Below are 9,129 nucleotides of genomic sequence, written 5' to 3'. Positions count from 1 at the left end.
ACCTAGGGGCGCGGGGAACTGCGCAATCTTTTGGGGGTTCGGGGGCGAAGCCCCTGAGTAAGTGACGGGAATGGGTAGGGGCGGCGGGGGCGAAAAAAGGGCCCGGGGCCCCCGCCGGGCGGCTACCCGCGAGGGCGCTCAACCCCCAGCACCCGGTCCCGAAGGACCGGAAACTGCCCCCGAGTCACACCGACCTTCGCGGGATCGAACTCCACGGAGAGCACCTCCTCACCAGAACCGCCCTCCGCCAGCACCTCACCCCAAGGATCAACCACTATCGAGTGACCGGCCTGCGGAACCCCCGCATGCACCCCGGCTGTTCCACAAGCAAGCACAAACACCTGATCCTCAACGGCCCGCGCCCGAGCAAGCAGCGTCCAGTGGGCGCGCCGCCGCTCGGGCCACCCGGCCGGCAGCACAACCGTCTCGGCCCCCGCATCCACCAGCCCACGGAACAACTCGGGAAAGCGAAGGTCATAACAGGTGGCGAGCCCAACGACAGTCTCAGGCAGCCGAACCGTCACCAGCTCCGCCCCCGCCCCCATCAACACGGCCTCACCCTTGTCGAAGCCGAACCGATGGATCTTCCGATAGGCGGCGGCAAGTTCACCGGCGGGGGAGAAGACGAGGGAGGTGTTGTAGAGCGGCCCTTCAGGATCCCGCTCGGGAATCGAACCTGCGTGCAACCACACACCCGCGTCGCTCGCAGCCTTGGCCATCACCTCGTAGGTGGGCCCTTCCAGCGGCTCGGCCTCCGCACCGAACGACTCGAAGGCGAAGGCCCCCGTCGTCCACAGTTCGGGCAGCACGACCAGGTCGGCACCGGCCTGTTCCCGTACCAGCGAGGCGACACGCTCCCTGCGGGAGCCGATCGATTCGCCCTCGTCCACAGCGATCTGGAGCAGGGAGGCGCGCACACTACCACCGTCCTGGCATTCGAGCCTTTGATACGGGCCTACGATCGTCACACGAAAGCACTGCCGGGGTGCCTCACAGCAGCGTAACTTAGCGTCCCAAGACACCCGCTGACTGTGCACTGCCCGCGTCCAACCGCCCGAGGGGTCCCGTTCCGTGAGTCTGCATCCCAGCCTTCAGTCCTACGCCGACGCCTGGACCCACTCCATCGACGCGATATCCGACCTGGTGTCGCCGCTGGTGGAGGGGGAATGGAACCGGCGGACTCCATGCCCCGGCTGGTCGGTGCGCGACCTCGTCTCGCATGTCATCGGCCTCGACTGCGAGATGCTGGGCGACCCCCGGCCGATCCACACGCTCCCCCGCGACCTGTACCACGTGACGAACGAACACCAGCGGTACATGGAGATGCAGGTCGACGTACGCCGTCACCACACCGCCCCGGAGATGACCTCCGAGCTGGAGTACACGATCATCCGCCGCAACCGCCAGCTGCGGAACGAGTCACGGCAGCCGGACGCCCTTGTGCGCGGCCCGCTCAGCACCGAGGTCACGCTCGAAGAGTCCATGCGCAACCGGTCGTTCGACCTCTGGGTGCACGAGCAGGACCTGCGCACCACCCTCGGCCGGCCGGGCAACCTCGACTCCCCCGGCGCGTATGTCGCCCGCGACGTCCTGCTCAGCAGGCTCCCGAAGGTCGTCGCCAAGGACGCCGGCGCCCCGCCGAACTCGGCGGTCGTCTTCGACGTCCACGGCCCTCTCGAGTTCCTGCGCACGGTCCGCGTCGACGCCGATGGCGTCGGTTCGATAGACGGCGCCCCCTCCCTCGGCCCGGCCGCCACCCTCACCCTCGACTGGGAAACCTACTTCCGCCTGGCCTGCGGCCGCGTAACCCCGGAAGCCGTGGCAGACCGCCTCAAAACAGAGGGCGACCCGGAACTGACAGCAGCAATCCTGAGGAACTTCGCGGTAACGCCCTGATCAATCCCAGCCCCTCCGGCGTTTGAGGAGCGGGGTCTGGGGCGGAGCCCCAGGGTCGGGACGGGAAGGGGCGGCGGGGGCGAGGAAAACCCACCCCGCCACCCCCACGGGCCTACGCCGGAACGTGCACCGTCTCCACCCGACTGGCAACCAACCGCTCCCGCTCCCGCCGAGCCGCCTGCTTCCGCAACCGCAATATCTGACTCACCCCGAGCGCCTGCAGAACGAACACCACGGAGAACGCGACGGAGTAGTCACCCCCGGTGGCATCCAGAAGCACCCCGATCGCGAACAACGTCGTCATGGAGGCGACGAAACCGCCCATGTTGGTGATGCCGGAGGCAGTCCCCTGACGCTCCGGCGGATTCGCGGGCCGCGCGAAGTCGAACCCGAGCATGGACGCGGGCCCGCACGCCCCGAGGACCACGCACAGCACGATCAGCAGCCACATCGGCGCATGATCGGCGGGATAGGCGAGCGTCGCGCCCCACACGACGGCCGTCGAAAGCACCGTACCGAGCGCCAGCGGCAGCCGCGCCGCATGGTGCCGGGCGACGATCTGCCCGTACACGAGGCCGACGAACATGTTGGAGAGCACGACCAGCGTGAGGAGTTCGCCGGCCGCGGCCCGCGACAGGCCCTGGGCCTCGACGAGGAACGGCAGTCCCCACAGCAGCAGGAACACCATCGCCGGGAACTGCGTCGTGAAGTGCACCCACAGCCCGAGCCGGGTGCCGGGCTCCCGCCAGGACGCCGCGATCTGACGGCGTACGTACGCGGCTCCGCGGTGCGGGAAGGGCTCCGGCTCGTGTCCCTCGGGGTGGTCCTTCAGGAACAGCAGCATCAGGACGAGGACGACCACACCGGCGACCGAGCTGCCCGCGAAGGCGGCCGTCCAGCCGACATCGTGCAGCAGCCGGGCGATGACGAGCGTCGAGACGAGGTTGCCCGCCATGCCCACCAGGCCGGCGAGCTGCGCGACCATCGGCCCGCGCCGGGCCGGGAACCAGCGTGAGCCCAGCCGCAGCACGCTGATGAACGTCATCGCGTCACCGCACCCGAGCAGCGCGCGCGAGGCCAGCGCCATCCCGTACGAGGGCGAGAGCGCGAAGCCCAGCTGCCCGATCGTGAACAGGACGACGCCGAAGGTCAGCACCTTCTTGGTGCCGAGCCGGTCGACCATCAGGCCGACGGGTATCTGCATGCCCGCGTAGACGAGGAGCTGCAGGATCGAGAAGGTCGAGAGGGCGGAGGCGTTGACGTGGAAGCGGTCGGCGGCGTCGAGGCCGGCCACCCCCAGCGACGTACGGAAGATGACCGCGACGAAGTAGACGGAGACGCCGACCGACCAGACCGTGACCGCGCGGCGCCCGCCGGGCGGATCACCGGGGAGGGTGAGCGCCGAGGAGGAGGACGAGCTCATCGGACGTCCCCCCGCGCCAGGTTGGAGAACCAGCTGACGTGCCGGTGGACCAGGGAGACGGCCGCCTCGGCGTCGCCGGAGCGCAGCGCGTCGAGGATCTCCTGGTGCTCGGTGAGCGTCTTGGTGATCCGGTCGGGGTGGGCGTGCATCACGGCGACGCCCATCCTCAACTGGCGGTCGCGCAGCTGGTCGTAGAGGCGGGAGAGGATCTGGTTGCCCCCGCTGCGGACGATCTCGGCGTGGAAGCAGCGGTCGGTGACGGCGGCTCCGGACAGGTCGCCTGCTGCGGCCTGCTCCTTCTGCTTGGCGAGGAGTTCGGTGAGGCGCTCGATCAGCGCGGGGGAGGCCGGGACCGCCTTGCGGATCGCGTGCTCCTCGACGAGCTGCCGGGTCTCCACGACGTCCGCGATCTCCTGCGCGGACACGGGCAGCACGAGGGCGCCCTTCTTCGGGTAGAGCCGGATCAGTCCCTCGACCTCCAGCTTGAGCAGCGCCTCGCGCACCGGAGTCCGTGAGACCCCGACCGCGTCGGCCAGTTCGCCCTCGGTGAGCAGGGTCCCGCCCTCGTAACGACGGTCCAGCACAGCCTGCTTGACGTGCGCGTAGACGCGTTCCGCGGCGGGGGGTTGCTTCACTGCCAAAGACATGGCGACATCATAGATACAACACGTACGCATGGTCGCGGGCCGTCCAGGATTCGGACGAGGCGGGAAGCCGGGCAAGGGTCAAGCGCCGGGCCAAGCGAGTAGCCGGGCAAGTGGCCGGTAAAAAAGGGCACCCCAGTTCAGAAACCGCACATCCTTTTGTGCTACTCACGTGTCACACGAGAAGGCGACACTCTCATGTGTCCGCCATCCTGGGGCATTTGGCACTTATCGGTGCCTTCAAACCTAATCGGGGTAATCGACTTGATAACCGTCATAAAGGGCGCACGGATTCGCAGAGCTGCCGCAGTGGTCGTCACCACCGGAGCCGTGCTCGCGACCGGAGCCCTCACAGCGGCGCCCGCGCAGGCCCTCGCCACCCCCACGGTCGTCGCCAAGGGCGGCTACGTGATGAACAACGGCACGGCCAAGACGCTCTACACCAAGGCCGCGGACACCCGCCGTTCCACCGGCTCCACGACGAAGATCATGACCGCGAAGGTCGTGCTGTCGCAGCCGAACCTCAACCTGGACGCCAAGGTCACCATCCAGAAGGCGTACAGCGACTACATCGTCTCCAAGAACGCCTCGTCGGCCCGCCTGATCGTCGGCGACAAGGTCACCGTCCGCCAGCTGCTGTACGGGCTGATGCTGCCGTCCGGCTGCGACGCCGCGTACGCGCTCGCCGACAAGTTCGGCGCCGGCTCGACGCGTGCCGCCCGGGTGAAGTCGTTCATCGGCAAGATGAACAAGCAGGCCAAGGACCTCGGTCTGACGAACACGAAGTTCGACTCGTTCGACGGCATCGGCAGCGGCTCGAACTACTCGACGCCGCGCGACCTGACGAAGATCGCCAGCAGCGCGATGAAGAACGGCAACTTCCGCGCGATCGTCAAGACGAAGAAGTACACGGCGAAGACCGTGACGAAGACCGGTGGCACCCGCACGATGGCGGCGTGGACCAACACCAACGGTCTGCTCAGCAGCTACAGCGGCGCCCTCGGCGTGAAGACCGGCTCCGGCCCCGAGGCCAAGTACTGCCTGGTCTTCGCCGCGACCCGCAACGGGAAGACGGTGATCGGCACGGTTCTTGCCTCGTCGTCGATCTCGGCTCGCGAGTCCGACGCGAAGAAGCTGATGGACTACGCCTTCAAGAAGTAGGCGAGTCCCTGACAGGGGTTCGTCTGCGGACCGTATGTGGCTGATCGCGCAGTTCCCCGCGCCCCCAAAAGACTGGGGGCGCGGGGAACTGCGCATTCTTTTGCCTTCAGGGGCGCGGGGAACTGCGCGACCAGCCGGCCAACTACCCCCAAGTAATCAGTCGCTTGGGCTGCTCCAGGATCGCCGCCACATCCGCGAGCACCTTGGAGCCGAGCTCCCCGTCGACCAGTCGGTGGTCGAAGGACAGCGCCAACGTCGTCACCTGACGAGGCTTGACCTTGCCCTTGTGGACCCACGGCTGGAGCTTGATCGAGCCGACGGCGAGGATCGCGGATTCGCCGGGATTGAGAATCGGCGTACCCGTGTCCACGCCGAACACGCCGACGTTCGTGATCGTCACCGTGCCGCCCTGCATAGCCGCCGGTGACGTCTTGCCGTCGCGGGCGGTGGCGACCAGCTCTCCGAGCGATTCGGCGAGCTGGGGCAGGGTCTTGGCGTGGGCGTCCTTGATGTTCGGGACGATCAGGCCGCGGGGCGTGGCCGCGGCGATGCCCAGGTTCACATAGTGCTTCTGGACGATCTCCTGGTTGGCCTCGTCCCACGAGGCGTTGACCTCCGGGTGGCGCTTGATGGCGACCAGCAGGGCCTTGGCGATCAGCAGCAGCGGATTGACCCGCAGCCCCTGGAGCCCGTATGTGTCTGGGGCCCGCTTGATCTCCTCGACGAGCTTCATCGTGCGCGTCACGTCCACCGTGACGAACTCGGTGACATGCGGCGCGGTGAACGCCGAGCCGACCATCGCGGCCGCCGTCGCCTTGCGGACGCCCTTGACCGGGATACGGGTCTCACGGGCACCGTCGTACGTGACGACCGGGGCCGGAGCCGGAGCCCGGACGGGAGCGGGCGCGGGCGCTGCCGTGGCCGGGGTCTCCACGGGAGCCGGCGGGGCGACCGCCGCGTGCACGTCCTCGCGCGTGATGATCCCGTCGGGACCGGACGGCGTGACCGTCGCCAGGTCGACGCCGAGGTCCTTGGCGAGCTTGCGCACCGGCGGCTTGGCGAGCGGGCGGGCCGCCGGAGCCGCGTGCCCGTGCCCGTGCCCGTTCAGCTCGCTCTGGACGGCCACCTTCGCCGCGGCGGCCTCGGGCTGCTGGGCCGGTACTCCCCTGCGGGGGCGGCGCTTCGTGGAGGACTCCGCGACCCCGTACCCGACGAGGACCGGCGTGCGGCCCACGGGCTTGGACTTCTCCTCGGAAGCCGCGGGCTTCGCCGGAGAGGCTTCGGTCCGCTCGGCGGGAGCCGCCGGGGCGAACGGAGTCGCCGGAGCCGACGCGGCCGGGGCCTGTGCCTCGGCCGGCGGCGCCGCCGGAGCCGCTCCGCCGTTCACGTCCACCGCGATGATCACCTGGCCGACGTCCACCGTCGTCCCCTCGGGGAAGCGCAGCTCGTGCACCACCCCGTCGAAGGGGATCGGCAGCTCCACGGCGGCCTTGGCGGTCTCGACCTCGCACACCACCTGGCCGTCGGTGACCGTGTCACCGGCCTTGACGTACCACTTGAGGATCTCCGCCTCCGTCAGACCCTCGCCCACATCGGGCATCTTGAACTCGCGAAGTCCCGAGGCAGTCTCAGTCATCGTCGTCACGACCCTCTCCTCAGTACGCCAGCGAGCGGTCGACGGCGTCGAGCACCCGGTCCAGGCCAGGCAGGTACTCCTCCTCCAGCCGTGCCGGCGGGTACGGCGCGTGATAGCCGCCGACCCTCAGCACGGGTGCCTCCAGGTGGTAGAAGCACCGCTCCGTGATCCGGGCCGCGATCTCCGCGCCCGTCCCCAGGAACACCGGTGCCTCGTGGACCACGACCAGGCGGCGGGTCTTCTCGACCGAGGCCTGGATGGAGTCGAAGTCGATGGGGGACATGGACCGCAGGTCCACCACTTCGAGGGACCTGCCCTCCTCCTGGGCGGCGGCCGCGACCTCCTGGCAGACCTTCACCATCGGGCCGTACGCGGCCAGCGTGAGGTCGCTGCCCTCGCGCACCACGCGGGCCTTGTGCAGCGGGCCGGGGATCGCCTCGCGGTTCACCTCGGACTTGTCCCAGTAGCGCCGCTTCGGCTCGAAGAAGATCACCGGGTCGTCGCTCTGGATGGCCTGCTGCATCATCCAGTACGCGTCGGAGGCGTTCGACGGGGAGACCACCTTGAGGCCCGCGACATGCGCGAACAGAGCCTCCGGGGACTCGGAGTGGTGCTCGACCGCGCCGATGCCGCCGCCGTACGGAATGCGGATCACGACGGGGAGCTTGATCTTGCCGAGCGCCCGCGCGTGCATCTTCGCGAGCTGCGTGACGATCTGGTCGTAGGCGGGGAAGACGAAGCCGTCGAACTGGATCTCCACCACCGGGCGGTAGCCGCGCAGCGCGAGGCCGATCGCCGTGCCGACGATGCCCGACTCGGCGAGCGGGGTGTCGATGACCCGCTCCTCGCCGAAGTCCTTCTGCAGACCGTCGGTCACACGGAACACACCGCCGAGCTTGCCGACGTCCTCGCCCATGATCAGGACCTTGGGGTCGGCGTCGAGGGCCGTGCGCAGCGATTCGTTGATCGCCTTGGCCAATGCCATCTTTTCCGCGGTCATCGCTACTTGCCCTCCCCTTCATCGGCGAACGACGCCTGGTAGGCGGCGAACTGGGCCCGCTCCTCGTCGACGAGCGCGTGCCCGTCCGCGTACACGTTCTCGAAGATGGCGAAGTGGTCCGGGTCCGGCATGGCGCGGACCACTTCGCGCACTCGCCTTCCCAACGCCTCGCTCTCGGCTTCGAGTTCCGCGAAGAATCCCTCGTCCGCGTGGTTTGAAGCCTCCAGGTACGTGCGCATGCGCTGGATCGGGTCCTTCGCCTCCCACGCCTCGCGCTCCTCGTCGGCCCGGTACTTGGTCGGGTCGTCGGAGGTGGTGTGGGCGCCCATGCGGTACGTGTACGCCTCGACGAGGGTGGGCCCCTCGCCCCGGCGGGCCCGCTCCAGCGCCCACTTGGTCACGGCGAGGCAGGCGAGGACGTCGTTGCCGTCGACGCGGACACCCGGGAAGCCGTAGCCCTGCGCGCGCTGGTAGAGCGGCACGCGGGTCTGGCGCTCGGTGGGCTCGGAGATGGCCCACTGGTTGTTCTGGCAGAAGAACACGACGGGAGCGTTGTACACCGCGGAGAAGGTGAACGATTCGGCGACATCGCCCTGGCTGGAGGCGCCGTCCCCGAAGTACGCGATCACGGCCGAGTCGGCGCCGTCCTTGGCCACACCCATGGCGTAGCCGGTGGCGTGCAGCGTCTGCGAGCCGATGACGATCGTGTAGAGGTGGAAGTTGTTGCTGTTCGGGTCCCAGCCGCCGTTGTTCACGCCGCGGAACATGCCGAGGAGGTTGGTCGGGTCGACCCCGCGGCACCAGGCCACGCCGTGCTCACGGTAGGTCGGGAAGACGTAGTCGTCCTCGCGGGTGGCCCGTCCGGAGCCGATCTGGGCGGCCTCCTGGCCGAGCAGCGAGGCCCACAGGCCCAGCTCGCCCTGGCGCTGCAGGGAGGTGGCCTCGGCGTCGAAGCGGCGGGTGAGCACCATGTCGCGGTACAGGCCGCGGAGCTCTTCGGGGGTGATGTCGGCTACGTACGCGTCATATTCGCCATTCTTGACGCGCTTGCCCTCGGGCGTCAGCAGCTGTACGAGCTCGGGCCGGTCGCCCGGCGGCTTCTTCGCAGCGGTGCGCTTGGTACCGGCGCTGCGTCGCGGCTTGCGCGCGGCAGTGCTCTCCACGGTCACGTGTGCTCCTCCGTCGGTCCGGCCCCCGGGGTTGCCGGGTGACCAGTGCGGCTCGCCTGATCTCCGTACCCGCGCACGGGGTGGGTGCTCGGCCGGGAACAGGCGTGACAGGTGCCCCGGCGAGCGCCCTGCACATAGCACGTTACCCAGTGCTCCACATTTCTGTGAAACCCCTCCTGACCTGCGTTTTTGCTTGGATT

Annotated in this window: 8 protein-coding genes; 2 read left to right on the top strand and 6 right to left on the bottom strand. The window is 68.8% G+C overall.

Annotation, left to right across the window (positions count from 1 at the left end; genetic code table 11):
* Positions 1–122: 122 nt before the first annotated feature.
* Entirely contained in the window at positions 123–917 is a 795-nt protein-coding gene (locus ACFWXQ_RS23565; protein WP_383956483.1) for a carbon-nitrogen family hydrolase, read from the bottom strand.
* Between the two features lie 154 nt (positions 918–1,071).
* Here ACFWXQ_RS23565 and ACFWXQ_RS23560 point away from each other — a divergent pair, with 154 nt between their 5' ends.
* Positions 1,072–1,896 carry a maleylpyruvate isomerase family mycothiol-dependent enzyme gene (locus ACFWXQ_RS23560; RefSeq protein WP_383956480.1) on the top strand — a complete coding sequence of 275 codons (825 nt, stop codon included), beginning with the start codon at positions 1,072–1,074 and terminating at the stop codon, positions 1,894–1,896.
* 112 nt (positions 1,897–2,008) lie between these two features.
* On the opposite strand, the gene ACFWXQ_RS23555 is transcribed toward ACFWXQ_RS23560, so the two are convergent.
* Entirely contained in the window at positions 2,009–3,319 is a 1,311-nt protein-coding gene (locus tag ACFWXQ_RS23555) for a nitrate/nitrite transporter (protein WP_383956477.1), read from the bottom strand.
* Positions 3,316–3,966, bottom strand: coding sequence for a GntR family transcriptional regulator (locus tag ACFWXQ_RS23550; protein WP_362071439.1), 651 nt, complete (start codon positions 3,964–3,966; stop codon positions 3,316–3,318). Before ACFWXQ_RS23550 ends, ACFWXQ_RS23555 begins: the two co-directional genes overlap by 4 nt.
* Positions 3,967–4,227: 261 nt before the next feature.
* On the opposite strand from ACFWXQ_RS23550, the gene ACFWXQ_RS23545 reads away from it, so the two are divergent.
* The gene (locus ACFWXQ_RS23545) at positions 4,228–5,124 is read left to right on the top strand and encodes a D-alanyl-D-alanine carboxypeptidase family protein (protein WP_383956474.1); all 897 of its coding nucleotides are present in this window, start codon (positions 4,228–4,230) and stop codon (positions 5,122–5,124) included.
* Positions 5,125–5,266: 142 nt separating this feature from the next.
* Here ACFWXQ_RS23545 and ACFWXQ_RS23540 read toward each other — a convergent pair whose 3' ends face one another.
* Genes ACFWXQ_RS23540 through pdhA form a run of 3 tightly spaced genes read right to left on the bottom strand, consistent with a single transcriptional unit; the run spans position 5,267 to position 8,929 of the window.
* Positions 5,267–6,769: a dihydrolipoamide acetyltransferase family protein gene (locus ACFWXQ_RS23540; protein WP_383955899.1), complete on the bottom strand. Its 1,503-nt coding sequence runs from the start codon at positions 6,767–6,769 to the stop codon at positions 5,267–5,269.
* A gap of 10 nt (positions 6,770–6,779) precedes the next feature.
* Entirely contained in the window at positions 6,780–7,760 is a 981-nt protein-coding gene (locus tag ACFWXQ_RS23535) for an alpha-ketoacid dehydrogenase subunit beta (RefSeq protein ID WP_383955902.1), read from the bottom strand.
* Between the two features lie 2 nt (positions 7,761–7,762).
* The gene (pdhA, locus tag ACFWXQ_RS23530; protein ID WP_200397106.1) at positions 7,763–8,929 is read right to left on the bottom strand and encodes a pyruvate dehydrogenase (acetyl-transferring) E1 component subunit alpha; all 1,167 of its coding nucleotides are present in this window, start codon (positions 8,927–8,929) and stop codon (positions 7,763–7,765) included.
* Positions 8,930–9,129 lie beyond the last annotated feature (200 nt).

Origin of the sequence: Streptomyces sp. NPDC058697 (assembly GCF_042715345.1) — a bacterium.
GTDB lineage: Bacteria > Actinomycetota > Actinomycetes > Streptomycetales > Streptomycetaceae > Streptomyces > Streptomyces liliifuscus.
This window is presented reverse-complemented; position numbering and strand designations above follow the sequence as displayed.

What these genes read in the sequence shown, in the direction of transcription:
- ACFWXQ_RS23555 (WP_383956477.1), bottom strand. Translation starts at nt 3,319, where the DNA reads ATGAGCTCGTCCTCCTCCTCGGCGCTCACCCTCCCCGGTGATCCGCCC.
- ACFWXQ_RS23550 (WP_362071439.1), bottom strand. Translation starts at nt 3,966, where the DNA reads ATGTCTTTGGCAGTGAAGCAACCCCCCGCCGCGGAACGCGTCTACGCG.
- ACFWXQ_RS23535 (WP_383955902.1), bottom strand. Translation starts at nt 7,760, where the DNA reads ATGACCGCGGAAAAGATGGCATTGGCCAAGGCGATCAACGAATCGCTG.